The sequence below is a fragment of the Pantoea agglomerans genome (assembly GCF_021397715.1).
Lineage (GTDB): Bacteria > Pseudomonadota > Gammaproteobacteria > Enterobacterales > Enterobacteriaceae > Pantoea > Pantoea astica.
The window spans coordinates 2,422,683-2,448,441 of record NZ_CP090207.1 but is presented as its reverse complement, the minus strand read 5'-3'; the positions used below and the strand labels follow the sequence as shown (position 1 = coordinate 2,448,441).

Here is a 25,759-nt window from a genome sequence, read left to right as displayed (position 1 = left end):
GCAGCGCGTCACGCTTTATTTGGGAAATTTCGCCATTGGCAGGTAGACTTACAGCAAATTGGATTCCGGGTTCAGGAGATATCATGACCTATCAACAGGCTGGCCGCATCGCCATCCTCAAGCGTGTGGCTGGCTGGGTGATTTTTTTACTGGCGCTACTCTCAACCATTATTTCTGTGCTGAGCTTTATGTTTAAGCACAGTGAGAAGCAGCCTGGCATTGATGCCGTAATGCTCGATTTTGTTCATGTGATGATCGATATGATCCGGTTTAACACCCCGTTCCTTAACTTCTTTTGGCATAATTCGCCGGTGCCGGAGTTTAACGGCCAGATGAACCCAGGCTTCTGGCTGATCTACATTCTGATTTTTGTCGGGCTGGCGCTGGAGTCGTCAGGGGCGCGGATGGGCCGTCAGGCGCGTCACGTCAAAGAAGGCATTGAGGATCAGATGATTCTGGAGCAGGTTAAGGGCAGTGAAGGGCGCACGCGTCAGCAGCTGGAAGAGAAGGTGCGGGTGCCGCGCCACACCATTTTCCTGCAAATTTTCCCGCTTTACGTGCTGCCGATAGTGATTGCCGTCGCTGGCTACTTCGTGCTGTCGCTGCTCGGCTTTATCTGAGCCGGTCAGGCCGGTCTGGCCTGACGAGCCGCCAGCGCATCTTCATCCAGCAGCTGACCAATGGCGAACTGGGCGTCGCCCAGCCAGTGGCCGCCAAACACGTTGGCCCGGTTTAGCAGATAATAAAGCTGGTATACCGGCTGCCGCTGCGAAAAGCCATCCGGCAGCGGCCAGACGGTGTGATACCCCTCGAAGATCTGGCGTGGCAGATCCGGGAACCAGTTTAGCATCGCTAAATCGCATTCCCGGTCGCCCCAGTAACAGGCGGGATCGAAAATCCACGGTCCCGCTGCGCTGCCTGCGCAGTTAGCGGGCCAGAGATCGCCATGCAACAGGGAAGGCTGGGGATGATGTGATGCCAGCACCCGCTGCACACAGGCAATAATCAGTTCGGTGTCGCCATACTGAATGCCTTTTTCCGCCGCCAGCTGCAGTTGCCAGCCGATGCGTTGTTCCGCAAAGAAAACCGACCAGCGTCGTAGCCAGCTATTGGGTTGCGGGGTGGTGGTGATGTTGTTGTCGAAGTCGAGCCCGAACTGGGTTTGCTCACTCCACTGATGCAGATGCGCCAGCTGCTGTCCCAGCTGAAAGGCACTCTGCTGATCAAGCGGCTGCGGCTCGATATATTCCAGTAGCAAAAAGCTCTCTTCGCGATGATGCCCGACACCGTACACTTTCGGCACGGTGACGGTCTGGGTGCGCGCCAGCAGGGCGAGCTGATCGGCTTCCCAGGTAAATAGCGACAGCATCTCGCGACTGTTGCATTTCACAAAGACGTCATGATCACCGTAGCGGATACGCCAGGCGGGATGGACATCGCCACCGGGCAGGGCGTGGCGTTGAGTGATTTCGGCGTTGCCTAACTGCTCGCTTAACAGACGACTAATGGCTGACCACATCGGGCTATCCTCGTTATTCGCTGCGTAAGTTCGATTGTAGCGCGTAAATCTTCACCAAAACCAGCGCTGACGCACCCTTTATTCTGCAGGTGAAGCGGCAGGGCGATGATCGGCTGCGTCGCGCAGGTACTGCTCAAAGGGAGTCACGGTCACCTCTGGCTTTTGTCCCAGCGCGCTTTCACCCGCTGACGTCACCTGCTCTCTGAGATCCTCCTCATCCAGCGTAGTGACAATGCCAAAACTGTTGGTTCCCAGCTCATGCGGGTGTCCATCGTCATCTGTCAGGGTGGTGGTAAATCCGGCGGCGGTCATGGCGCCGGTCAGCTCAAGAATGTCACTCAAGCCAGACTCCTGATAGCGCAACGTCACAATATAACGGCTTAAAGAATGGTTGCTCATCATTCACCTCAGGGTAGAGAAACTGAACTGAGCGTAGACCATGCTGAAAAAATGAGCGAATTATGAAGGGGATAATGAAAGCTCAACCACGGGTCGAAAAGTAAAATTCTGTCAACCGCAGCCGGTAACGATCTGAAAAATCTTGTCGCGCAGCGGCTGTATTTTCGATTGCGCACCACTATAATGCGCCGCGTTAATCAGATGAGTCCCAATTAACATGCGGTTTCAGAGCAATGCCACGCATTTCGAGCGAGTTAATAATATTTTACAAAACTTACCGTAAATTGCGTTGATTGCCGGGCAAAACGCTTCAGACTCTCCGTTTTTTAAACTGTCGCACGGATCACATTTAATGAAAGCCTTTAACAAGCTGTCTGCTGTACTTTTGCTCTCCGCCGGAGCGTTTTGCCACCAGGCACTGGCCGATAATGCCGTATTCACTTCCATGGATGACCCTTCCACGGCGAAAAAACCGTTTGAAGGTTCTGCTGCTGCGGGTTACCTGGCGCAAACCGGTAACACCACCAGTTCATCCATGACTGCTCAGACCAACATGACCTGGTATCAGTCATCGATGGCATACAGTTTGTGGGGCAACGCCGCCAACACCTCTTCAAATGATGAGCGCTCGTCCGAGACCTACAATATCGGCGGCCGTTCACGTTATAACCTCAACGCCTATGACTACCTGTTCGGTCAGGCTAGCTGGTTAAGCGATCGCTTCAACGGCTACGATTCCCGCGACGTGCTGACCGCCGGTTATGGTCGTCAGATCCTGAACGGTCCGGTGCATTCACTGCGCGCGGAATTTGGTCCGGGCGTACGCTACGATGACTTCCATGATGGCGGCCACGAAACGAAAGCGCTGGGCTACGGTGCTATCAGCTACCAGTGGCAGCTGACCGATACCACCAAATTCGTGCAGGGCGTTTCCGTGCTGAGCAGCTTTGGCGAAGACACCACCGTCAACTCAGAAACCGGCCTGCAGGTGGCAATCAACAGCCACTTCGCGCTGAAGCTGGCTTACAACGTCACCTGGAACAACAATCCGCCAGAATCTGCGCCGGATCGTACCGATACCAAAACCTCTATCATGCTCTCATACGCGATGTAAGCGGCTTTTCCATCGCAGCAGCTGCGGCGGCCTGACAACGTGTCAGGCCGCTTTTTTTTGATCTCTCCGAGGCTTAGCGAAAACGGCATGGGTTTTTCTCGCCGGGGAAAACTGCTATCATCTGTTCCGCACTGCAATCCTGGCGACATTCCGACACTGTGGGTCAGACATTACGCCAGGTCACTAAATTTACACGACGTTGCATGTAGGCTTTCGTGTGGCTTACCACTGCAATTAAGGATATGAAATGCCTGTAATTACGCTTCCTGATGGCAGCCAGCGAGTTTTTGATCGCCCTGTCAGCGTTATGGATATCGCGCTGGACATCGGCCCGGGATTAGCAAAAGCCTGCATCGCAGGTCGCGTCAATGGTGAACTGGTTGATGCTGTCGATCCCATCACTGAAGATGCTGCCGTTGCGATCATCACGGCCAAAGATGAAGCGGGCCTGGAGATTATTCGTCACTCCTGCGCGCACCTGTTAGGGCATGCGATTAAGCAGCTGTGGCCGGACACTAAAATGGCGATCGGCCCGGTGATTGATAACGGCTTCTATTATGATGTTGATATCGATCGCACCCTGACCCAGGAAGATATCGACCTGCTGGAAAAACGCATGCATCAGTTGGCTGAAACCAACTATGACGTCGTTAAGAAAAAAGTCAGCTGGCAGGAAGCGCGCGATGTCTTCGCCGCGCGTGGTGAAGTCTACAAGACCACCATCCTGGATGAAAATATCAGTCATGATGATCAGCCTGGCTTGTATCATCACGAAGAATATGTCGACATGTGCCGCGGTCCGCACGTGCCGAACATGCGTTTCTGTCATCATTTTAAGCTGCAGAAAATCTCCGGCGCCTACTGGCGTGGCGACAGCAACAATAAAATGCTGCAGCGTATTTATGGCACCGCATGGGCAGACAAGAAACAACTGGCAGCCTATCTGCAGCGCCTGGAAGAGGCGGCGAAGCGCGACCATCGTAAGATTGGTAAGCAGCTTGACCTCTACCACATGCAGGAAGAAGCGCCAGGCATGGTCTTCTGGCATAATGACGGCTGGACCATTTTCCGCGAGCTGGAAGTGTTCGTCCGCAGCAAGCTGAAAGAGTATCAGTACCAGGAAGTCAAAGGTCCATTTATGATGGATCGCGTGTTGTGGGAAAAAACCGGACACTGGGAAAACTACAAAGAAGCGATGTTCACTACCTCTTCAGAGAACCGTGAATATTGCATCAAGCCGATGAACTGCCCAGGCCATGTACAGATCTTTAATCAGGGTCTGAAATCATACCGTGACCTGCCGCTGCGTATGGCCGAGTTTGGTAGCTGTCACCGTAACGAGCCATCAGGTGCCTTGCACGGTCTGATGCGCGTTCGTGGCTTTACCCAGGATGACGCACACGTCTTCTGTACTGAAGAGCAGGTACGTGACGAAGTGAACAGCTGTATCCGCATGGTCTATGACATGTACAGCACCTTCGGCTTTGAAAAGATTGTGGTGAAGTTATCTACCCGTCCTGAGAAGCGTATCGGCACGGATGAGATGTGGGATCGTGCCGAGGAAGATCTGGCGGCCGCGCTGAACGAAAACAATATTGAGTTTGAGTTCCAGCCAGGCGAAGGTGCGTTCTACGGTCCTAAAATTGAGTTCACATTGTACGATTGTCTTGATCGCGCCTGGCAGTGCGGAACCGTTCAGCTAGACTTTTCCCTGCCAAAACGCCTTGAGGCAACCTACGTGGGTGAAAACAACGATCGTCAGACGCCAGTGATGATTCACCGTGCGATTCTGGGGTCAATGGAGCGTTTCATCGGTATTCTTACCGAAGAATTCGCCGGTTTTTTCCCAACCTGGCTGGCACCGCTGCAAGTCGTGGTAATGAATATTACCGATGGACAAGCAGAATATGTTGAGTCTTTGACGCGTAAGCTGCAGAATGCTGGCATTCGTGTGAAGGCAGACTTGAGAAATGAGAAGATAGGCTTTAAAATCCGCGAGCACACATTACGTCGCGTCCCTTATATGCTGGTCTGTGGTGATAAAGAGGTGGAATCTGGCAAAGTTGCCGTTCGCACCCGCCGTGGTAAAGACCTTGGGTCGCTGGATGTCGATGTGTTTGTTGAAAAACTTCAACAAGAGATTCGCAGCCGAAATCTTCACCAATTGGAGGAATAAAGTATTAAAGGCGGAAAACGAGTACTACCGACGCGACCGAACAAAATCAACAGTGAAATCCGCGCGACTGAAGTGCGCTTAACAGGCATGGATGGCGAGCCGATTGGCATTGTCACATTACGCGAAGCTTTGGAAAAAGCCGAGGAATCGGGTGCTGATCTGGTTGAGATCAGCCCGAATGCCGAACCGCCGGTTTGCCGCATAATGGATTACGGCAAGTTCCTCTATGAAAAAAGCAAATCTTCTAAGGAACAGAAGAAGAAGCAAAAAGTTATTCAGGTTAAGGAAATTAAATTCCGTCCTGGAACCGATGATGGCGACTATCAGGTCAAACTACGCAACCTGATTCGCTTTCTGGAAGAAGGCGATAAAGCCAAAATCACGCTGCGTTTCCGCGGTCGTGAGATGGCGCACCAGCAGATCGGTATGGAAGTGCTTAACCGCGTCCGTAAAGACCTGTGTGAAGATCTGGATTTGGCCATTGTCGAATCCTTCCCTTCGAAGATCGAAGGCCGCCAGATGATCATGGTGCTCGCTCCTAAGAAGAAACAGTAGGCTTTCAAGTAGCATTGACCGCGCAGCGTTCGCGCTGTGCGGTTTTCTGTTCGCCTGTCTGGGTCATGTTATCAACAATGCGAAGTGGATATTTTTTAAAATGCCAAAGATTAAAACTGTACGTGGCGCGGCTAAGCGCTTCAAGAAGACCGCTTCTGGCGGCTTCAAGCGTAAGCACGCAAACCTGCGTCATATTCTGACCAAAAAATCTACTAAGCGTAAACGTCACCTGCGCCCTAAAGGCATGGTGTCTAAAGGCGATCTGGGTCTGGTTATTGCCTGCCTGCCATACGCATAAGTAAATTTTTTCATTAATTCAGAATATTAAACAGGAGAGCTAAATGGCTCGTGTAAAACGTGGTGTAGTTGCTCGCGCACGTCACAAAAAAATCTTAAAACAAGCTAAAGGCTATTACGGTGCACGTTCACGTGTTTACCGCGTTGCCTTCCAGGCTGTTATCAAAGCTGGTCAGTATGCTTACCGTGACCGTCGTCAACGTAAGCGTCAGTTCCGTCAGCTGTGGATCGCGCGTATCAACGCAGCGGCACGTCAGAACGGCATGTCTTACAGCCGTTTCATCAATGGTCTGAAAAAAGCAGCCATTGAGATCGACCGTAAGATCCTGGCTGACATCGCCGTATTCGACAAAGTGGCATTCTCTGCACTGGTCGAAAAAGCGAAATCAGCACTGGCGTAAGCCGGATGAAAAAGGGAGCTTGCTCCCTTTTTTATTGCCTGTAACTCGCGCAAAAGATTGACATTTTCATCGCAACGCATTTCAATAGTGCCCTCATGGTTCATGACAAGGTAACCGCAAGCATGAATGCTGCTATTTTCCGTTTCTTTTTTTACTTTAGCGCCTGACATTCGGGGGCTTTTGCGCATAAGAAGAGAAACGAAAAATCGCGCTGAAAGCCTCCCTCGTGGAGGCTTTTTTGTTTCTGGCGCTAGCATATTGGACCGGCAGGTCCCAACGAGAACTGACCAGCCTGACTGGAAAAAGAGGAAACTATGTCCCAACTCGCAGAACTGGTGGCCAACGCCACGGCGGCCATCGACGGGGCGACAGATATCGCCGCCCTTGACGCGGTGCGCGTCGAATATCTGGGTAAGAAAGGCCATCTGACCCTGCAGATGACCACCTTACGTGAGCTGCCAGCCGACGAGCGTCCGGCAGCCGGTGCGGTGATCAACGAAGCGAAACAGCAGGTCACTGAACGTCTGAATGCCCGTAAAGATGCGCTGGAGTCTGCGGTACTGAACGCGCGTCTGGCCGCCGAAACCATTGATGTTTCACTGCCTGGCCGCCGGATTGAGAATGGCGGACTGCATCCGGTGACCCGCACTATCGATCGTATCGAAACCTTTTTCGGCGAATTGGGTTTCGCGGTGGTGACAGGCCCGGAAATCGAAGATGACTACCATAACTTTGATGCACTGAATATTCCCGGACATCACCCGGCGCGTGCCGATCACGATACCTTCTGGTTCGACGCCACGCGACTGCTGCGTACCCAGACGTCCGGCGTGCAGATCCGCACCATGAAAAATCAGCAGCCGCCGATTCGCATCATCGCGCCAGGCCGTGTCTACCGTAACGATTACGATCAGACCCACACGCCGATGTTTCATCAGATGGAAGGGCTGATTGTCGACAAAAATATCAGCTTCACCAATCTCAAAGGCACGCTGCACGATTTCCTGAACAACTTCTTCGAAGAAGATTTGCAGATTCGTTTCCGTCCCTCCTATTTCCCGTTCACCGAGCCTTCAGCGGAAGTGGATGTGATGGGCAAAAACGGCAAATGGCTGGAAGTGCTGGGCTGCGGCATGGTGCATCCAAACGTACTGCGCAATGTGGGTATCGATCCGGAAGTTTACTCCGGCTTCGCCTTTGGCATGGGTATGGAGCGTCTGACCATGCTGCGCTATGGCGTCACCGATCTGCGTGCATTCTTCGAAAACGATTTACGTTTCCTCAAACAATTTAAGTAAGGGCAGGTTATCCAATGAAATTCAGTGAACTCTGGTTACGCGAATGGGTAAATCCAGCCCTGGACAGCGCGGCGCTGTCTGAGCAAATCACCATGGCCGGTCTGGAAGTGGATGGCGTTGACCCGGTCGCGGGTGCGTTTCACGGCGTGGTAGTGGGTGAAGTGGTTGAGTGCGGCCAGCACCCGAACGCCGACAAACTGCGCGTCACCAAAATCAACGTTGGCGGCGATCGCCTGCTGGATATCGTCTGTGGCGCGCCAAACTGCCGCCAGGGCCTGAAAGTCGCCGTAGCAACGGTGGGTGCCGTGCTGCCGGGTGATTTCAAAATCAAAGCGGCAAAACTGCGTGGCGAACCGTCCGAAGGGATGCTCTGCTCCTTCTCCGAGCTGGGCATTTCCGACGACCACAACGGCATTATCGAACTGCCAGCGGACGCGCCGATCGGGTCTGACATCCGCGACTATCTGCAGCTGAATGACAACACCATCGAAATCAGCGTCACGCCGAACCGCGCCGACTGTCTGGGCATCATCGGTATTGCGCGTGATGTGGCGGTACTGAATGGCCTGCCGCTCAATATGCCTGAGATCACACCGGTCGCGGCCACCCTGAGCGAAACCTTCCCGATTCGCGTCGATGCGACCGATGCCTGCCCGCGCTATCTGGGCCGCGTCGTGAAAGGCGTCAACGTCACGGCGGCTACTCCGCTGTGGATGAAAGAGAAGCTGCGCCGCTGTGGTATTCGCTCTATCGACCCGATCGTCGATATCACTAACTATGTGCTGCTGGAGCTGGGTCAGCCGATGCATGCCTTTGATCTCGACCGCATTGATGGCGGGATCGTGGTGCGGATGGCGAAAGAGGGCGAAACCCTGACGCTGCTGGACGGCACCGAAGCCACGCTGCAGAGCGATACCTTAGTGATCGCCGATCACCATAAAGCGCTGGCGATGGCCGGTATTTTTGGCGGCGAGCATTCCGGTGTGAACAGCGAAACGCAAAATATCCTGTTTGAGTGCGCCTTTTTTGATCCGCTCTCGATTACCGGCCGTGCGCGTCGTCATGGCCTGCATACCGATGCGTCACATCGCTATGAGCGTGGCGTAGACCCGGCACTGCAACATATGGCTCTGGAGCGTGCGACTGCGCTGCTGTTAGAGATTTGTGGTGGCGAAGCGGGCCCGATCATCGATCAGACTCAGCAGGCTGCGTTACCGCCGCAGGCTACCATCACTCTGCGTCGTGAGAAGCTGGACCGTCTGATTGGTCACGTCATCCCGGATGAGCAGGTGACCGATATTCTGACCCGTCTCGGTTGTCAGGTCAGCGTGGCTGAAGGCCAGTGGCAGGCGGTTGCGCCGAGCTGGCGTTTTGATATGGCGATTGAAGAAGATCTGGTTGAAGAAGTCGCCCGTATCTACGGCTACAACAACATTCCGGACGTGCCGGTTCAGGCTGGCCTGGTGATGACGAAGCACCGCGAAGCGAACCTGTCGCTGAAGCGTGCCAAAACTCTGCTGGTCGACAAAGGCTATCAGGAAGCGATCACCTACAGCTTCGTTGACCCGAAAATCCAACAGCTGCTGCATCCGGGTGAAGAGGCGCTGCTGCTGCCAAGCCCGATCTCCAGCGATATGTCGACCATGCGTCTCTCTCTGTGGACCGGTTTACTCAGCGCGGTGGTCTATAACCAGAACCGTCAGCAGAGCCGGGTGCGTCTGTTTGAGAGCGGATTACGCTTTGTGCCAGATACTCAGGCCGATCTCGGCATCCGTCAGGATCTTATGCTGGCTGGCGTACTGAGCGGCAACCGCGCGGAAGAGCACTGGGATCTGGCGCGCCAGACGGTTGACTTCTATGATTTAAAAGGCGATTTAGAATCGCTGCTCGATTTAACCGGCAAACTGGATGACATCAGCTTCCGTGCTGAAGCCAATCCGGCGTTGCACCCAGGACAGAGCGCTGCGATTTATTTGCATGATGAACGAATCGGATTTATCGGAGTTGTTCATCCTGAGCTGGAACGTAAGCTTGATCTCAATGGCCGCACCTTAGTCTTTGAACTGCTTTGGAATAAGGTCGCAGACCGCGTCCTGCCTGATGCGCGCGAGATTTCACGCTTCCCGGCGAACCGTCGTGACATTGCCGTTGTGGTGGCTGAAAACGTCCCTGCAGCAGATATCATCGCGGAGTGTAAGAAAGTTGGCGTAAATCAGGTAGTTGGCGTAAACTTGTTTGACGTGTACCGCGGTAAGGGCGTTTCTGAGGGTTACAAGAGCCTCGCAATCAGCCTGATTTTGCAGGATACCAGCCGGACACTCGAAGAAGAGGAGATTGCCGCGACCGTTGGCAAATGCGTTGCGGCATTAAAAGAGCGATTCCAGGCAACCTTGAGGGATTGAACCTATGGCGCTTACAAAAGCTGAAATGTCAGAGTACCTGTTTGAGAAACTCGGGCTGAGCAAACGCGATGCGAAAGAGTTGGTAGAGCTGTTTTTTGAAGAGGTACGCCGCGCTTTGGAAAATGGAGAACAGGTAAAACTGTCTGGGTTTGGTAATTTCGACCTGCGCGACAAAAACCAGCGTCCTGGCAGAAACCCGAAAACGGGGGAAGATATTCCGATTACTGCGCGTCGCGTAGTAACCTTCCGCCCAGGGCAGAAGCTGAAAAGCCGCGTAGAGAACGCCACACCCAAAGAAACTGACTGATTTCAGCGTTTCAAAAAGGCCGCGCAAGCGGCCTTTTTTTATTACCCCGTTTTCACCACCGCCCGCCGCTATCGCCACACGATTTACCGCTCAGCCTGACGGCTTCACTGCCAGCCTTTCTTTTTTCTGCAATCCCTCTACAATCAAATCTCTGTTTTCTCAGCTAATCCTGCTTATGTCTCTGCTAGACCAGCTTGCTCACCAGGCCGACCGCCGCAGCCAGAAATGGCTGGTGGGACTGAGTATTGCGCTGCTTGCGCTGCTTGTTGTCAGCCTGTGCGCCGGCGACAGCTGGATTGCGCCTTCGCGCTGGCTGAGTGACAGCGGCCGGCTGTTTGTCTGGCAGTTGCGGCTGCCGCGCAGCCTGGCGGTGGTATTGGTTGGCGCCTCGCTGGCGGTGTGCGGCGTGGTAATGCAGGCGCTGTTTACTAATCCACTGGCAGAGCCGGGACTGCTTGGCGTCTCGAATGGCGCCGGGATCGGGCTGGTACTCGGGGTCCTGCTCGGCAGCGGATCGCTGTGGAGCCTGAGCCTCGCCGCGATGGCTGGCGCGCTGATCGTTACCCTGATTCTGCTGCACTTCGCCCATCGCCAGCTTTCTGTGACCCGGCTGCTGCTGACCGGCGTTGCGCTGGGCATCATCTGCAGCGCCATCATGACCTGGGCCGTCTACTTCAGTACCAGTCTGGACTTACGTCAGCTGATGTACTGGATGATGGGCGGATTCAGCGGGATTGACTGGCGCTACGGCTGGATGATGCTGGGCATATTGCCGGTGATGCTGGCGCTGAACGGCAGCGGCCGGATACTGAATCTGCTGGCATTGGGCGAGACCTCGGCGCGGCAGCTCGGCCTGTCGCTGTTCTACTGGCGCAATCTGCTGGTGCTGGCGATGGGCTGGCTGGTGGGCGTCAGTGTGGCGATGGCGGGAGCCATCGGCTTTGTCGGGCTGGTGATCCCGCACCTGCTGCGCCTGAGCGGCATCAGCGATCACCGCTATCTGCTACCGGCATCTGCGCTGGCCGGTGGCAGTGTGCTGCTGGGTGCCGATATTATCGCCCGTCTGGCGCTGACCGCTGCAGAATTACCGATCGGCGTGGTGACCGCGACCCTCGGGGCGCCGCTGTTTATTGCGCTACTGTTGAAATCTTCACGCTAGCCTCGGCTGGTTATTTAACATCCACGATAGGAATCCAGAATGAGCATTTATCAAACTGAACTGGTTACGCTTGATGGGGAAAAAACCACGCTGTCACAGTGGCAGGGCAAGGTGCTGCTGGTGGTCAATGTGGCGTCGAAATGCGGTCTGACACCGCAGTATGAGGAGCTGGAAAATCTGCAAAAAGCCTGGCAGGACGACGGTTTCAGCGTGCTGGGCTTTCCCTGCAATCAGTTTCTTGAGCAGGAGCCGGGCAGCAGCGAGGAGATCAAAACGTTCTGCAGCACCACTTATGGCGTGACGTTCCCGATGTTTGAGAAGACAGACGTCAATGGCGAGCATCGTCATCCGCTCTATGCGCAACTGGTGGCGGCACGGCCCGACGCGGTGCGTCCGGAAGGCAGCGGCTTCTACGAGCGGCAGGTGAGCAAGGGGCGCGGCCCGAAAGCGCCAGGCGATATCCTGTGGAACTTTGAAAAATTCCTGATTGGCCGTGATGGCACTATCATTCAGCGCTTTGCGCCCGATATGACACCAGAAGATCCGATCATTCTGGAAACCATCAAGCAGGCACTGGCAAAGTAAATGCTGCTCCGGCTGAAACAGGTGGCCGTCTCCGGACGGCTACTGCCGTTTAGCAGTACGCTGGATGCCGGGCAGTTACTGCATCTGGCGGGTCCGAACGGGGCCGGCAAGAGCACCTTACTGAGTGTGATTGCGGGTCTGCAAGCCGCTGACGGCAGCGTGCTGCTGGATGAGCGTCCGTTAAGTGAATGGAACGGCAAGGCGCTGGCACGGGTGCGTGGCTGGCTGCCGCAGCAGCAGTTACCGCTCAGTCAGATGCCGGTCTGGCACTATTTACGCCTGCATCTGCAACCGGATGATGCCCGCGCCGATGCGCGACTGGCAACGCTGCTCCAGCGTCTGCAGCTCGATGATAAGTTATCCCGTCTGCTGAGCCAGCTGTCAGGTGGCGAGTGGCAGCGCGTCCGGCTGGCGGCGGTCTGTGCTCAGATCGATCCGCAGATCAACCCGCAAGGCCGGTTACTGATACTCGATGAACCGTTAACGGCACTGGATCTGGCGCAGCAGAAAGCGGTGGACGATCTGATTGCCGGGCTGTGTGCTGCGGGCATCAGCGTGATCGCCAGCAGCCACGATCTCAATCACAGCCTGCAACGGGCCGATTGCGTCTGGCTGATGCATCAGGGCGAAGTTGTCGCCCAGGGAACGCCCGCGGCCGTGCTGACTCCGGCGCAGCTGACCCCGCTGTATCAGATTGCGTTTCGCCAGCTGGAAACAGAAGGGCGCACACTGCTGATGGTACAGTCCTGACACTTGCCACCCGGCGCGCTTTCCCGCTACATTAAGCCGGTCGTAACTTCTGATAAGGACATTTGGCGATGCGCCTGGCTTTGCTGATTTTAGTTCTGCTACTGACGGGATGCAGTCATCACGCGCCGCCCATTAATGGCCGTCTTTCCGATTCGATCACCGTGATTGCAGAGCTGAATGACCAGCTTGGCAACTGGCGAGGCACGCCTTATCGTTATGGCGGTATGAGCCGCAACGGCGTTGATTGCTCCGGTTTTGTCTATCTCACCTTCCGCGACAAATTCGCGCTGCAACTGCCCCGTACCACGGCGGCGCAGAGCGATATCGGTACGCGCATCAGTAAAGATGAACTGCTGCCTGGCGATTTAGTGTTCTTTAAAACCGGCAGAGGCGAGAATGGCCTGCACGTCGGAATTTACGATACCGACAACGCCTTTATCCATGCCTCAACCAGCCAGGGCGTGATCCGCTCTTCACTGGATAATGTCTACTGGCGCAAAGTGTTCTGGCAGGCGCGGCGCATTTAATCGCAGCCTGCAGAGGCTGACTTAAGTCCAATTTTAAATAGACCGGAACCCGCCGGTAAAAGTTTTATTTAAAATGATATTTATCCCGCCGGGATTTAATTAATCATAATAAGCGCACCTTTATTTCCACTAATAACCGGGTTTTGATTGGCACTATTTGGCTTAAGCGTGATTACCCGGCCGCAAACGGCGGTGGAAGGGTAAAGAAGTCCATCTCTTCAATGATTTGGTCCTATTGCCTGCGTGTATCCATTCAGATAGGATATAACCATCGCCGCTTATTCTGGCAGTAGAAATGAAAATTCACTTATCGGCCGACTATCAGTCGGAAATTTGGTTCTATCCTGCCTGTGATGTTGATGGGCGGCTGACCGCTGTCGAGCTGGTAACCCAGTTTGTGCATGAGAGTGCACCTATCACTCTGCCGCAGGACCTGCTGCTGCCACAGCTGGACAAATCGCAGCAGTTGCGGCTGTTACAAAGTCAGATCGGTTTACTGGAACAGAATCGCGCGCTATTTGATTCGCACGCGATTTCTGCATTAATTCGTATTGACGAAGGGATGGCCCACACCCTGCTGGAAAATGAATTACTGATGCGGAAAATAAAACAGCTGCCCTTTGTGCTGCTGGATATCACTGAAACGTTTCCGCAACTTAAACTGGGCAGAAATAATCCGTTGCTGCAGAGCCTGAACGCTGAATTTAATTTATCGCTTTCGCATTTTGGTGCCGGGAAATCACCTGCCAATGCGGTTTACGATAATTTGTTTACCTGCATCAGTCTTGATAAGGGATTTATTCATTCGCTGGCCAAACGGGCTTCGTTCGTCCCCTTTATTCAAAGCATTGTCGATAACTTCCGTTCTCACTGCGATCAGATCATTATTTGTGGCATAGACGACGATCGCCTGCTGGATAAAGCCCTGCAACTTAACGGCGTGCATCTGCAGGGCGCGCTATTCCCGGTGGTTAAATCCGATGCGTTGTCTTCGCTGGTTTGCGCTGACAACCGCGTGCCTTCCTCTTTGCATCCAGGCTGATGCGACCTGTTTAATCCCCGATATCAGCGTTACACTGAAGGTTTTAGCTGAACGACGTATCGCTGAGCGTCGCATGGGAGAAACAATGTCCTCTGGCAAGATCTCTTTTGATAACACCTGGTTCCGCGAGCTGACAGGGTGTTACACCGCACTGAACCCCACTCCGCTGGCAGGCGGACGCCTGCTTTACCATAATGCCCCGCTGGCCACCGAAATGGGGCTGGATGAGGCGCTGTTTACCGGTGACGGTCATGATGTCTGGCAGGGCGCGGCCTTGTTGCCCGGCATGCAGCCGCTGGCTCAGGTCTACAGCGGACACCAGTTTGGAGTCTGGGCCGGACAGCTGGGCGATGGCCGTGGCATCCTGCTCGGTGAGCAGCGGCTGGCGGATGGCAGCAAACTCGACTGGCATCTGAAAGGGGCGGGACTGACGCCCTATTCGCGCATGGGCGACGGTCGTGCAGTGATACGCTCCAGCGTGCGTGAGTTTCTGGCCTCAGAAGCGCTGCATCACCTGGGGATCCCCACCACCCGCGCACTGACCTTATCCATTGGCGATGAGCCGGTTTATCGGGAAACGCCGGAGCGTGGTGCCATGCTGATGCGCATTTCGCCGAGCCATCTGCGCTTCGGCCACTTCGAGCATTTCTTCTACAGCCAGCAGCAGGAGAAAGTGCAGCAGCTGGCCGATTACGCCATTCGCCACCACTGGCCGCAGTGGCAGGAAGAGGCTGACCGCTATCAGCTGTGGTTTACCGACGTGGTCCTGCGCACCGCGCGCCTGATCGCGCAGTGGCAAAGTATCGGTTTTGCTCATGGCGTCATGAACACCGATAACATGTCGATTCTGGGTCTGACGCTCGATTACGGTCCGTTCGGCTTTCTTGATGATTACCAGCCCGACTACATCTGTAATCACAGCGATTATCAGGGCCGCTACAGCTTCGAAAACCAGCCGATGATCGGCCTGTGGAATCTCAACCGGCTGGCACATGCGCTGTCCGGACTGATGACCATCGAACAACTGAAGCAGGCGCTGAGCGTTTACGAGCCGGAACTGATGCGGATATGGGGCGAACGGATGCGGGCTAAGCTCGGCTTGCAAACGGCAGAGAGCGGCGACAATGAGATTCTGACTGAACTGCTGGCGCTGATGACCAAAGAGCACAGCGACTACACGCTGACTTTCAGGCTGTTAAGTGAGACCCAGCAGGCAGAAACCCGTTCACCGCTGCGCGATGAGTTTATCGATCGTGAAGCCTTTGATAGCTGGTACCAGCGTTATCGTGCGCGCTTATTGCAGGAGGAGAGTCGCGATGATACGCGCCAGACGCTGATGAAGTCGTCGAATCCGGCAGTGGTGCTGCGAAATTATCTGGCACAGCAGGCGATTGAAGAGGCAGAGCGGGGAGAGCAGGGCGCGCTGGCGCGATTGCACCAGGCGCTGCAGCAGCCTTTCAGCGATCTGACCGCCGCTGAATATCGTCAGCGGCCGCCAGACTGGGGTAAAACTTTAGAGGTCAGCTGCTCCAGTTAACTCAGAAACGGCGGGAGACCGCGTCGGCGAGCAGGGCAAGCACCGCTTCACTCTCCTGCCAGCCGAGGCAGGGATCGGTGATTGACTGACCGTAAACCAGCGGTTGACCGCCCACCACTTTCTGATTGCCTTCCTGCAGGAAGCTCTCAACCATTACGCCAGCCACGGCCCGCGATCCTGTCTCAATCTGCTGCGCCACATCCGCCGCCACATCAAGCTGGCGGCGATGCTGCTTCAGGCAGTTGCCGTGGCTGAAGTCGATCACCAGCTGTTGCGGTAAATTAAACTTCGTCAGGCTGGCCGCCGCATCTGCCACATCGCTGGCATGATAGTTTGGCGCTTTGCCACCGCGCAGGATCACATGACCATGCGGGTTGCCGCTGGTCTGATAAATCGTCATCTGGCCCTGCTTATCCGGCGACAGAAACATGTGGCTGGCGCGGGCAGCGCGAATCGCATCCACCGCAATTTGCACGTTGCCGTCAGTGCCGTTTTTGAAGCCGACCGGGCAGGAGAGTGCCGACGCCATTTCACGGTGAATCTGACTTTCAGTGGTGCGTGCGCCAATCGCGCCCCAGCTAATCAGGTCAGCAATAAACTGTCCGATCACCATATCAAGGAATTCTGTTGCGGTCGGCAAGCCCAGGGCGTTGATATCAATCAGCAACTGGCGGGCAATACCGATACCCCGGTTGACATCATAACTGCCGTCCAGGTCGGGATCGGAGATCAGGCCCTTCCAGCCCACCACGGTGCGAGGCTTCTCGAAGTAGGCGCGCATCACGATCTCCAGTCGATCCTGATAACGCACGCGCAGCGCGTTCAGGCGCTCCGCATACTCCAGCGCCGCTTTCGGATCGTGCAGCGAGCAGGGGCCGATAATCACCAGCAGACGCGGATCTTCACCGGTCAGGATACGGGCGATGCGCTGGCGGGCGGCGGTAACATTATCCGCGATGGCGGCAGAAACAGGATGCTCAGCCGCCAGGCTGGCAGGCGTAATCAGACTGCCAATGCGGGCGGTACGCAGTTCGTCGGTTTTGTTCATGAGTTTCTCGAAAACGATTCTTCGCAACGGTGAAATACCGGGAAGTGATGGTGGTCACAATAAACCATTAGCCTGCGAATTCAACCCGGGAATTAATAATGAAATCAAAACCGACGGCAGCGACGCTTTACATCGCCGCCGTAGAAAGCGCGTTAATACATGCGGCGGGTCAGACCCATAATGTCGAGAATTTTGGTGGCGATCTCCTCCACCGAGTAGTTGGTGCTGTTGAGATAGCGAATCTGATGGGTGCGGAACAGCGCTTCCACTTCACCCACTTCCAGCCGGCACTGGCGCATTGAGGCGTAACGGGTATTTTCCGCCCGCTCCTGGCGAATCGCGGCCAGCCGCTCCGGATCGATGGTTAGCCCGAACAGTTTGTGCTGATGGGCGCGCAGCGCCGGCGGCAGTTTAAGGTTATCCATATCATCGGCGATGAACGGGTAGTTGGCGGCGCGGATACCAAACTGCATCGCCAGGTAGAGGCTGGTGGGCGTTTTGCCACAGCGCGATACCCCCAGCAAAATCACCTGCGCATCTTCCAGACCGCGCAGTGAAATGCCATCATCGTGCGCCAGGGTATAGTCAATAGCGGCGATACGCGCATCATATTTACCGAGATTACTGGCATCCAGACCGTGCGTGCGGTGCGCCACCGGCGCTGGCGACAGCCCCAGTTCCTGCTGTAACGGTGCCACCAGCGCCTGCACGATATCCTGACAAAAACCTTCACTCTGCACGATGATGTCGCGCACTTCCGGCGTGACAATAGAGAAGAACACCAGCGGTCGTACGCCGCTCTGCTGATAGAGCGCATTAATCTGCGCTTTGACCGCCTGCGCCCGCTGAACGTTTTCAACGAACGGCAGCGTCAGGCTGGTGATGTTGACCGGAAACTGGGACAGCACCGCATGGCCCAGCACTTCGGCGGTGATGGCCGTGCCATCGGAAATATAAAAAACGCTTCTGTCAGTACTCATGACGTGTCGGCCTCTGAAAAGAGTGAGCGGTCAGTCGGTGCCGCAAGATAAAATAAATAATCCATATTATTCAGTTATGAATTTTTCATTTTTAGTATTACCGCCCTGTTTTAGCACAGCAGAGAAAATGAAAGGGTGTTTCATTTCGCATATTTTCGTGATGACTTTAAGCGGCAATAAAAACAGCCATTCAGCCTGTTGCGCAACAAAAATCGATTATTAAGTGACTGAAAATGGGTGATTTACTGTTGCATCAGTCATTTAGCTTAAAATAAGCGGCTTGCGCAACAGAAAATTACGCCATGCACAATTCCGAATCTGTTACCGATATTCTGCTTTAACGATTCAACAGATCGTTATTAGCAGGACGTTATGCCAGGCTGAATGGGTTGATTGCAGAATATTCCATGTGCCCATTCATTGATAAAGGATAAGCTCAATGTCCAATAAAGGCGAACAGCCGCTAGTGCTCTGGTATAACCAGCTTGGCATGCATGATGTTGATCGGGTGGGAGGCAAAAATGCTTCTCTGGGTGAAATGATTACCAATCTGTCGTCGCTGGGAGTATCGGTACCCAATGGTTTTGCGACCACATCTTACGCCTTCAACCTGTTTCTCGATCAAAGCGGACTGAACCAGCGCATTTATGCATTACTGGATAGCACCGATATTGATGATGTTGATGCGCTGGCAAAAGCCGGTAAGCAGATTCGTCAGTGGATAGTCGAAACGCCGTTTTTGCCGGAACTGGAAGCGGCGATCCTGGAGGCCTACCAGCAACTCTCTTCTGATGATGCTGATGCCTCTTTTGCCGTACGTTCATCGGCGACCGCCGAAGATATGCCCGATGCCTCATTTGCCGGCCAGCAGGAAACGTTCCTGAACGTGCAGGGCATTGAGGCAGTGATGGTGGCGGTGAAGCATGTTTATGCCTCACTGTTTAACGATCGCGCAATCTCCTACCGTGTCCATCAGGGCTATGATCACCGTGGCGTCGCACTGTCAGCGGGCATTCAGCGTATGGTGCGTTCCGATCTGGCTGCATCCGGCGTGATGTTTACTATCGATACCGAATCCGGCTTCGACCAGGTAGTCTTCATCACCGCGGCGCTGGGCCTGGGTGAGATGGTGGTGCAGGGCGCGGTCAACCCGGATGAGTTTTATGTCCATAAACCGACGCTGGCGGCGGGCCGCCCGGCGATTGTTCGTCGCAACATGGGGTCGAAAAAAGTGCGTATGGTTTACGCCGATTCCCTGGCGCATGGCGAACAGGTCCGGATAGAAGATGTGCCCGAAACTGAGCGCGATCGCTTCTGTCTCTCGGATGACGAAGTGCAGGCGCTGGCGCAGCAGGCGGTGCTGATCGAACAACACTATCAGCGTCCGATGGACATTGAATGGGCCAAAGATGGTCATACCGGCAAGTTATTTATCGTTCAGGCGCGGCCTGAAACGGTGCGCTCAAATGGTCAGGTGATGGAGCGCTATACGCTGCAGGGTCAGGGCAGCGTGGTGGTTGAAGGTCGTGCCATTGGTCATCGTATTGGCGCGGGTGAAGTGAAAGTCATCCACGACATCAGCGAAATGAACCGGATTGAAAAAGGCGATGTGCTGGTCACGGACATGACCGACCCGGACTGGGAACCGATCATGAAAAAAGCCTCGGCAATCGTGACCAACCGTGGCGGTCGTACCTGTCATGCCGCGATCATTGCGCGTGAACTGGGTATCCCGGCGGTGGTCGGCTGCGGAGATGCCACCGATCGGCTGAAAGAAGGTCATAAGGTGACGGTCTCCTGCGCCGAAGGGGATACCGGCTATGTCTACGATCAGCTGCTGGACTTTGACGTCACCAGTTCGCAGGTCGATTCCCTGCCAGAGCTGCCGCTGAAAATTATGATGAACGTCGGCAACCCTGACCGGGCTTTTGACTTCGCCTGTCTGCCGAATGAGGGCGTTGGCCTGGCGCGGCTGGAATTTATCATCAACCGCATGATTGGCGTTCACCCTAAAGCCCTGCTGGAGTTTGATCAGCAGACGCCGGAAATACAGCAGCAGATTCGCAAGCTGATGAAAGGATTCGACGATCCGGTAGAATTTTATATCGGTCGTCTGACTGAAGGGATTGCCACTCTTGGTGCCGCTTTTGCGCCGAAACGGGTAATTGTGCGACTTTCCGATTTTAAAACTAACGAATACGCCAATCTGGTCGGGGGCGAACGTTACGAGCCGGAAGAGGAAAATCCGATGCTCGGCTTCCGCGGTGCCGGCCGTTATGTTGCTGACAGCTTCCGTGATTGCTTCGCGCTGGAGTGTGAAGCGGTGAAGCGGGTCCGCAACGAGATGGGACTGACCAATGTCGAGATCATGGTTCCGTTCGTGCGTACCGTCGATCAGGCGCAGGCGGTGGTGGAAGAGCTGGCGCGTCAGGGACTGAAGCGCGGCGAGAATGGGCTGAAGGTGATCATGATGTGTGAGATCCCGTCGAATGCCCTGCTGGCTGAGCAGTTCCTGCAGCACTTTGACGGCTTCTCGATTGGCTCCAACGATATGACGCAGCTGACGCTGGGGCTGGACCGCGACTCTGGCGTGGTTTCCGCGCTGTTTGATGAGCGTAACGACGCGGTCAAGGCGTTGCTTTCAATGGCGATCAAAGCGGCGAAAAAGCAGGGCAAGTATGTCGGGATTTGCGGTCAGGGTCCGTCGGATCACCAGGACTTTGCCGCCTGGCTGATGGAAGAAGGGATAGACAGCCTGTCGCTCAACCCGGACACCGTGGTTGAGACCTGGGTCAGCCTGGCACAGCTCAATAAATCCGCCTGACAATCCTCCCGATTGCAGTGACAAGGCCAGCTTAGCTGGCCTTTTTTTTATCAGGTGGCTGTATTGCGGGCAAAAAAAAGCCCATCACAGGGGATGGGCAAAGACTACACACAGCAATTCTTTACTCTACTCAGGGGAAGACTGTTGTTTAGAAATCAGTAAGATGATTTCGAACATAGGAAACATGTTATTCACCAGACCGGCTGGCGTCTTTAAGAATCCTCTTATTAGTTTAAGGCCGATAATCTTTTGTCACCTTTTATGGCGCATTTCACTTAAGAAACAGTGCAGAAAATAATCTTTTTTAACCCGGAATGGTGCATTTCTGGCTAAACATGGCTTTTTTCTTAAAAACCGCTAATGGAAAACAGTATTAAGGTGAAGAAGAAGAAGCGGTGCGGTTAATGATCATTAACCGCACTAATCATTGCTTAAAGGGCGTTAAGGTGGGGTTTCTTCATGGTCGGAGAGGGCCTCCGCCACGGCCAGCGGGTCGTCGTCCGGGGCGGGCGCTTCATGTACCCAGACGGAAACTAGGCGATAAGAGACCGCCAGCACTACCGGACCGATAAACAGGCCAATCATACCAAACGCGAACAGGCCGCCGATGACACCGGAGAGGATGAGGATCATCGGCAGGTCAGCCCCCATCCGAATCAGCATCGGTCGCAGCACGTTATCCAGCGTGCCGACGACGCAACTCCAGACCAGCAGGACGGTGCCCCAGGTAGTATCGCCGCTCCAGTAGAGATAGATAATGGCAGGTACCAGCACCAGCAGCGGACCAATCTGCACCAGGCAGCAGAGGATCATCAGCACCGTTAACAGCGTGGCATAGGGGATACCGGAGATCGCCAGGCCAATACCGCCCAGCACGCCCTGTACCAGCGCGGTGACAACCACTCCCAGCGCCACGGCGCGGATCGACTGCGCCGCCAGCAGTACCGCAGCATCGCCACGACGTCCGGCCATGCGGAACGCAAAGTGGCGGATGCCCTGCGCGGCCTGTTCGCCACGCCAGTAGAGCAGCACGCTGAACAGCAGCATCACCGCCAGGTGAATCATAAAGCGACCAAAATGGCCGGCCTGCGCCACAAAGAAACCGGTAGTGCGGCCAATATAGGGCTGTACTTTCGCCATGATGCCGGAGCCGCCGCCTTCCACCAGTTTGTGATAACTGCTGTAAAGTTTACGGCCTACCATCGGCACATCATTAATCCATAACAACTGAGGCACCAGGTGCCCCTGCGTTACCCAGGCGACTACCGGTGCGCTGTTATCGATCAGGCTACTGACCAGCAGAGCAATAGGGATAATAAACAGCAGTAACAGCAGCAGGGTCATGGCGATCACCGCCAGTGAACGACGTCCCCATAACAGCCGCTGTATCCTGAGCATCAGTGGCCAGGTAGCGATCACCACCATGCTGGCCCAGGCAAACCCCAGAATAAAGGGCTGTACCACCCATAAACAGGCGATGATCAGTAACAGAATAAACATCAGGGTAAAAAGTATCTGCGGTAAATCCATGTCCCGATACAGGCTTTTCATCATTGATTCATAACCTCATCCAAATCCTTCATTGCCGGGCTCTCTGCGCCCGTTTTTATCATGATCTATTTACCGCGGATTAAACAGAGCCGCGGGGAAAGGTTTTTACCTTTCCTGAAAAAACGGCAGCCGTGGAAAAAATGTGATAAAACGAGGGACCGCAAACGCGCAAACGCAAACGTTTACAACATCTTCGGTCAGACAATCATGATCCCACAGATTTCGCAGGCGCCGGGCCTGGTTCAACTGGTGCTGACATTCCTCGAGTCGCTGAAAGAGCAGGGTTTTACCGGCGATACCGCCACCAGCTATGCCGATCGCCTCTCACTCTCCACCGACAACAGCATCTATCAGCTGCTGCCCGATGCGGCACTGTTTCCACGCTCAACCGCCGATGTTGCGCTGATTGCCCGGCTGGCCGGCGAGTCACGCTTTGAGAGCCTGGTGTTCACGCCGCGCGGTGGTGGCACCGGCACCAACGGCCAGTCGCTGAACCAGGGTATTGTGGTGGATATGTCGCGCTACATGAACCGCATCCTGGAGATTAACACTGACGAAGGCTGGGTGCGGGTAGAAGCGGGCGTTATCAAAGATCAGTTGAATGCTTATCTTAAACCGTTTGGCTTCTTCTTCTCGCCTGAGCTGTCGACCAGTAATCGCGCCACGCTGGGCGGCATGATTAATACCGATGCCTCCGGCCAGGGGTCGCTGGTCTATGGTAAAACCTCCGATCATGTCATTGGACTGCGCGCCGTTCTGCTGGGCGGCGATATCCTGGATACCCGGCCAATGGCGACAGCACTGGCCGAAACGCTGGCCCGCACGGCCACGCCGGAAGGCCGGATCTATCAGCAGGTGCTGAGTCGCTGCCGTGAACAGCGCGCGCTGATTCTGGAAAAATTCCCGCGTCTCAACCGTTTCCTGACCGGCTATGACCTGCGGCACGTCTTTAGCGACGATATGCAAACCTTCGATTTAACGCGCCTGCTGTGCGGTGCCGAAGGAACGCTGGCTTTTATCACCGAAGCCCGGCTGGACATCACGCCGCTGCCGAAAGTACGCCGGCTGGTTAACATCAAATATGATTCGTTCGATTCGGCCCTGCGCAATGCGCCTTTTATGGTTGAAGCGCAGGCGCTGTCGGTCGAAACCGTCGACTCGAAAGTGCTGAATCTGGCGCGGGAAGATATCGTCTGGCATTCGGTGCGGGAGCTGATTACCGACGTGCCGGATAAAGAGATGCTGGGGCTGAATATTGTCGAATTTGCCGGTGACAATGCCGCATTAATCGACAGCCAGATCAGCCAGCTGTGCGCGCGTCTGGATGCGCTGATGGCGCAACAGCAGGGCGGCGTTATCGGTTATCAGTTCTGTGACGATCTGCAGGGCATTGAGCGCATTTATAATATGCGCAAAAAAGCGGTCGGGCTGCTGGGTAATGCCAAAGGTCGCGCCAAGCCCATCCCGTTTGTAGAAGATACTGCCGTGCCGCCAGAGAGCCTGGCTGATTACATTGTTGAATTTCGCGCCTTGCTCGACAGCCACGGGCTGAGTTATGGCATGTTCGGGCATGTCGATGCGGGCGTACTGCATGTTCGTCCGGCGCTGGATATGTGCGATCCGCAGCAGGAGATGATGATGAAACAGATCTCCGATGAAGTGGTGGCGCTGACGGCGCGCTATGGCGGCTTACTCTGGGGCGAGCACGGGAAAGGATTCCGCGCGCAGTACAGCCCGGCATTTTTTGGCGAAACCCTGTTCAATGAATTGCGTCGGATTAAAGCGGCATTCGATCCGCTTAACCGCCTCAACCCCGGCAAAATCTGCACCCCGTTTGACAGCCATGACGAGATGATGCAGGTCGATGCGGAGAAGCGTGGCACGTTTGACCGCCAGATTCCGGTCACGGTGCGCGATGAATGGCGCGGTGCGATGGAGTGTAACGGCAACGGTCTGTGCTTTAACTTTGATGCCCGTAGCCCGATGTGTCCGTCGATGAAGATCACCCGTAACCGTATTCATTCACCGAAAGGGCGCGCGACGCTGACCCGTGAATGGCTGCGACTGCTGGCAAATCAGGGCGTCGATCCGCTGGTTCTGGAGCAGCAACTGCCGGAGAACCGACTGTCGCTGCGGGCGCTGATCGCCCGTACCCGCAACAGCTGGCATGCCAGTAAAGGCGAATACGATTTTTCGCATGAGGTTAAAGAGGCGATGTCGGGCTGTCTGGCCTGTAAAGCCTGCTCAACCCAGTGTCCAATCAAAATTGACGTTCCCGGATTCCGCTCGCGCTTCTTACAGCTCTACCACACCCGTTATCTGCGGCCGGTCAGCGATCATCTGGTGGCGGCCGTTGAAAGCTACGCGCCGCTGATGGCGAAAGCGCCCAAAACCTTTAACTTCTTTCTGCGCCAGCCGTGGCTGAAAGAGCTGAGCAAAAAGCAGATTGGCATGGTCGATCTGCCGCTGCTCTCCTCACCGACGCTGAAACAGCAGCTAAGCGGCCATCCGGCGATGAATATGACGCTGGAACAGCTGGAGCAGCTCCCGCTGGCTGAACGCGCTGACACGGTGCTGGTGGTGCAGGACCCGTTTACCAGCTTCTATGAAGCGCAGCTGGTGAATGACTTTATCCGCCTGATTGAGAAGCTGGGCTACCGACCGGTTCTGCTGCCGTTTTCGCCGAATGGCAAAGCGCAGCATGTGAAAGGTTTCCTGCAACGTTTCGCCCGCACCGCCAGCCGTACCGCTGACTTCCTCAATCGGGTGGCAAAGCTGGGAATGCCGATGGTTGGCGTCGATCCCGCCACGGTGCTCTGCTATCGCGATGAGTATCATCAGACGCTGGGTGAGGCGCGCGGTGAGTTCAGCGTCTTGCTGGTGCATGAGTGGCTACAACAGGCGCTGGCTGAACGCGCGGTACAGACCACCAGCGGAGAGTCATGGTATCTGTTTGGACACTGTACCGAAGTGACAGCGTTGCCGTCCGCGCCCAATCAGTGGCAGGAGATTTTTTCCCGTTTTGGCGCCAAGCTGGAGAACATCAACGTCGGTTGCTGTGGAATGGCAGGGACCTACGGCCACGAAACTAAAAACTTCGAAAACTCACTGGGGATCTACGCGCTCTCCTGGCATCCGCAACTGCAGCGCCTGCCGCGCCAGCGCTGCCTGGCCACCGGCTACTCCTGCCGCAGCCAGGTAAAACGCGTGGAAGGGAACGGGATGCGACATCCACTGCAGGCATTGTTAGAACTTATGTAAAAAAATTGTGCGCGACGTCACGATGCG

General features: G+C 55.0%; 23 protein-coding genes, 1 other RNA gene and 1 other annotated feature. Of the genes, 18 read left to right on the top strand and 6 right to left on the bottom strand.

The features are described from left to right. Positions 1 to 83 precede the first annotated feature (83 nt). On the top strand, positions 84 to 620 hold the full coding sequence (locus LZU96_RS11675; protein WP_233984488.1) for a YniB family protein: 537 nt from the start codon (positions 84 to 86) through the stop codon (positions 618 to 620). A gap of 5 nt (positions 621 to 625) precedes the next feature. Here the strand turns inward: LZU96_RS11675 and LZU96_RS11670 are convergent, their stop codons facing one another. Continuing rightward, complete coding sequence (locus tag LZU96_RS11670) at positions 626 to 1,519, bottom strand: fructosamine kinase family protein (RefSeq protein ID WP_233984487.1); 894 nt, start codon at positions 1,517 to 1,519, stop codon at positions 626 to 628. Positions 1,520 to 1,597: 78 nt separating this feature from the next. Beyond that, entirely contained in the window at positions 1,598 to 1,918 is a 321-nt protein-coding gene (ghoS, locus tag LZU96_RS11665) for a type V toxin-antitoxin system endoribonuclease antitoxin GhoS (RefSeq protein ID WP_233988189.1), read from the bottom strand. Between the two features lie 352 nt (positions 1,919 to 2,270). Here ghoS and LZU96_RS11660 point away from each other — a divergent pair, with 352 nt between their 5' ends. From LZU96_RS11660 to LZU96_RS11590, 15 genes are all read left to right on the top strand, one after another. Beyond that, entirely contained in the window at positions 2,271 to 3,032 is a 762-nt protein-coding gene (locus tag LZU96_RS11660) for a DUF481 domain-containing protein (protein WP_233984486.1), read from the top strand. A 247-nt stretch (positions 3,033 to 3,279) separates the two neighbouring features. Next, positions 3,280 to 5,208: a threonine--tRNA ligase gene (thrS, locus tag LZU96_RS11655; protein WP_233984485.1), complete on the top strand. Its 1,929-nt coding sequence runs from the start codon at positions 3,280 to 3,282 to the stop codon at positions 5,206 to 5,208. Between the two features lie 3 nt (positions 5,209 to 5,211). After that, on the top strand, positions 5,212 to 5,763 hold the full coding sequence (infC, locus tag LZU96_RS11650; RefSeq protein WP_094120302.1) for a translation initiation factor IF-3: 552 nt from the start codon (positions 5,212 to 5,214) through the stop codon (positions 5,761 to 5,763). Positions 5,764 to 5,863: 100 nt separating this feature from the next. Next, on the top strand, positions 5,864 to 6,061 hold the full coding sequence (gene rpmI, locus LZU96_RS11645) for a 50S ribosomal protein L35 (protein ID WP_004157374.1): 198 nt from the start codon (positions 5,864 to 5,866) through the stop codon (positions 6,059 to 6,061). 43 nt (positions 6,062 to 6,104) lie between these two features. Next, complete coding sequence (gene rplT, locus LZU96_RS11640; protein ID WP_003853267.1) at positions 6,105 to 6,461, top strand: 50S ribosomal protein L20; 357 nt, start codon at positions 6,105 to 6,107, stop codon at positions 6,459 to 6,461. A gap of 117 nt (positions 6,462 to 6,578) precedes the next feature. Next, positions 6,579 to 6,704: a sequence feature (Phe leader region), on the top strand. Continuing rightward, positions 6,584 to 6,628 (top strand): pheST operon leader peptide PheM, encoded by a 45-nt coding sequence (gene pheM, locus LZU96_RS11635; RefSeq protein ID WP_106120997.1) that lies wholly within the window; start codon positions 6,584 to 6,586, stop codon positions 6,626 to 6,628. (Overlaps the previous feature by 45 nt.) 71 nt (positions 6,705 to 6,775) lie before the next feature. Further along, positions 6,776 to 7,759 carry a phenylalanine--tRNA ligase subunit alpha gene (gene pheS, locus LZU96_RS11630; protein ID WP_094120303.1) on the top strand — a complete coding sequence of 328 codons (984 nt, stop codon included), beginning with the start codon at positions 6,776 to 6,778 and terminating at the stop codon, positions 7,757 to 7,759. 14 nt (positions 7,760 to 7,773) lie between these two features. After that, the gene (pheT, locus tag LZU96_RS11625) at positions 7,774 to 10,161 is read left to right on the top strand and encodes a phenylalanine--tRNA ligase subunit beta (protein WP_233984484.1); all 2,388 of its coding nucleotides are present in this window, start codon (positions 7,774 to 7,776) and stop codon (positions 10,159 to 10,161) included. A 4-nt stretch (positions 10,162 to 10,165) separates the two neighbouring features. Continuing rightward, entirely contained in the window at positions 10,166 to 10,468 is a 303-nt protein-coding gene (gene ihfA / locus LZU96_RS11620; protein WP_003853259.1) for an integration host factor subunit alpha, read from the top strand. Between the two features lie 175 nt (positions 10,469 to 10,643). Beyond that, positions 10,644 to 11,627 (top strand): vitamin B12 ABC transporter permease BtuC, encoded by a 984-nt coding sequence (gene btuC, locus LZU96_RS11615; protein ID WP_233984483.1) that lies wholly within the window; start codon positions 10,644 to 10,646, stop codon positions 11,625 to 11,627. A 39-nt stretch (positions 11,628 to 11,666) separates the two neighbouring features. Then, entirely contained in the window at positions 11,667 to 12,212 is a 546-nt protein-coding gene (locus LZU96_RS11610; RefSeq protein WP_233984482.1) for a glutathione peroxidase, read from the top strand. Further along, positions 12,213 to 12,962, top strand: a complete 750-nt coding sequence (btuD, locus tag LZU96_RS11605) for a vitamin B12 ABC transporter ATP-binding protein BtuD (RefSeq protein ID WP_233984481.1) — start codon at positions 12,213 to 12,215, stop codon at positions 12,960 to 12,962. Positions 12,963 to 13,030: 68 nt separating this feature from the next. After that, complete coding sequence (locus LZU96_RS11600; RefSeq protein ID WP_233984480.1) at positions 13,031 to 13,489, top strand: C40 family peptidase; 459 nt, start codon at positions 13,031 to 13,033, stop codon at positions 13,487 to 13,489. Between the two features lie 295 nt (positions 13,490 to 13,784). Next, a complete protein-coding gene (locus LZU96_RS11595; protein ID WP_233984479.1) occupies positions 13,785 to 14,531 on the top strand; it encodes an EAL domain-containing protein in 747 nt (248 codons plus the stop codon). Positions 14,532 to 14,631: 100 nt separating this feature from the next. Beyond that, a complete protein-coding gene (locus LZU96_RS11590; RefSeq protein ID WP_233988188.1) occupies positions 14,632 to 16,068 on the top strand; it encodes a protein adenylyltransferase SelO in 1,437 nt (478 codons plus the stop codon). 1 nt (position 16,069) lies between these two features. Here LZU96_RS11590 and LZU96_RS11585 read toward each other — a convergent pair whose 3' ends face one another. Both LZU96_RS11585 and LZU96_RS11580 read right to left on the bottom strand, forming a co-directional pair. Then, positions 16,070 to 17,116 (bottom strand): 3-deoxy-7-phosphoheptulonate synthase, encoded by a 1,047-nt coding sequence (locus LZU96_RS11585; RefSeq protein ID WP_233984478.1) that lies wholly within the window; start codon positions 17,114 to 17,116, stop codon positions 16,070 to 16,072. 152 nt (positions 17,117 to 17,268) lie between these two features. Next, complete coding sequence (locus LZU96_RS11580; RefSeq protein WP_094120311.1) at positions 17,269 to 18,096, bottom strand: pyruvate, water dikinase regulatory protein; 828 nt, start codon at positions 18,094 to 18,096, stop codon at positions 17,269 to 17,271. Positions 18,097 to 18,535: 439 nt separating this feature from the next. Between LZU96_RS11580 and ppsA the strand changes: the two genes are divergently transcribed. Further along, positions 18,536 to 20,920 carry a phosphoenolpyruvate synthase gene (gene ppsA / locus LZU96_RS11575; RefSeq protein WP_233984477.1) on the top strand — a complete coding sequence of 795 codons (2,385 nt, stop codon included), beginning with the start codon at positions 18,536 to 18,538 and terminating at the stop codon, positions 20,918 to 20,920. A gap of 69 nt (positions 20,921 to 20,989) precedes the next feature. Here ppsA and rprA read toward each other — a convergent pair. Together rprA and ydiK are read right to left on the bottom strand one after the other, a co-directional pair. Beyond that, positions 20,990 to 21,097, bottom strand: an RNA gene (rprA, locus tag LZU96_RS11570) — antisense sRNA RprA. Between the two features lie 264 nt (positions 21,098 to 21,361). Next, positions 21,362 to 22,471: an AI-2E family transporter YdiK gene (gene ydiK, locus LZU96_RS11565; RefSeq protein ID WP_233988187.1), complete on the bottom strand. Its 1,110-nt coding sequence runs from the start codon at positions 22,469 to 22,471 to the stop codon at positions 21,362 to 21,364. 207 nt (positions 22,472 to 22,678) lie between these two features. Here ydiK and LZU96_RS11560 point away from each other — a divergent pair, with 207 nt between their 5' ends. Continuing rightward, complete coding sequence (locus LZU96_RS11560; protein ID WP_233984476.1) at positions 22,679 to 25,732, top strand: FAD-binding and (Fe-S)-binding domain-containing protein; 3,054 nt, start codon at positions 22,679 to 22,681, stop codon at positions 25,730 to 25,732. The last annotated feature ends 27 nt before the right edge of the window (positions 25,733 to 25,759 follow it).